At 47.6% G+C, this 1,104-nt stretch carries 1 pseudogene; it reads right to left on the bottom strand.

Annotated elements, in window-relative coordinates:
* Nucleotides 1-1,104, bottom strand: a pseudogene (locus tag O3651_RS10065) (hypothetical protein); the annotation flags it as partial.

The raw sequence follows: 1,104 nt of genomic DNA, 5'->3' as shown, positions 1-1,104 counted from the left end.
TTTACCATCTGCTCCTGTGGCTCCAGCTTTACCATCCTTACCATCTTTGACGATAGTTGAAGATGTCACTTCGTCTGAATCCAACTGACCATTACCGTTCTTATCGAGTCCGACTTGAACAGTATGGGTGCCATCGTTGTTGTCTACAACCTTAGCCAATGATGGCTTGCCATCCGCTCCAGTTGCGCCTGTAGCACCAGTTGCGCCATCTTTGACGATAGTCGTTGACGTTACTTCACTTGGATCAAGTTTACCGTCGCCGTTCTTGTCGATTCCAACTTTAACAGTATGCGTACCGTCGTTGTTGTTAACTACTTCAGCTAATGGAGATTTTCCATCCTTACCGTCTTTGATGATTGTTGAAGATGTCACTTCGTCTGAATCCAACTGACCGTTGCCGTTCTTATCAAGTCCAACTTGAACAGTGTGAGTGCCATCGTTATTGTCTACAACCTTAGCCAATGATGGTTTACCATCCGCTCCTGTTGCACCTGTTGCGCCATCTTTCACGATAGTCGTTGACGTTACCTCACTTGGATCAAGCTTACCATCACCATTCTTATCAAGACCAACTTTAACAGTATGCGTACCGTCGTTGTTGTTAACTACTTCAGTTAATGATGATTTACCATCTGCACCTTTATCGCCCTTAGCTCCGGTCGCGCCTGTAGCACCTGTTGCGCCATCTTTCACGATAGTCGTTGACGTTACTTCACTTGGATCAAGCTTACCGTTGCCGTTCTTATCAAGACCAACTTTAACAGTGTGTGTGCCGTCGTTGTTGTCTACGACTTGCGCCAATGATGGCTTGCCATCTTCACCTTTGGCACCAGTTGCTCCTGTAGCACCGGTTGCACCTTTATCGCCTTTTGGTCCTGCTGCACCGGTTGCGCCTGTAGCTCCAGTTTCACCTTTATCACCTTTATCACCTTTAGCTCCGGTCGCGCCTGTAGCTCCAGTTTCACCTTTATCGCCTTTAGCTCCGGTAGCTCCGGTGGCTCCAGTTGCGCCAGTTGCGCCAGCTTTTCCATCCTTACCATCTTTGATGATTGTAGATGAGGTTACTTCGTCTGGATCAAGCTCACCATTTCCGTTCTTATCGAG

Source organism: Streptococcus sp. 27098_8_73 (genome assembly GCF_041432495.1).
Lineage (GTDB): Bacteria > Bacillota > Bacilli > Lactobacillales > Streptococcaceae > Streptococcus.
Note: the sequence above shows the minus strand (reverse complement) of the source record. Positions and strands in the feature narration are given on the sequence as shown.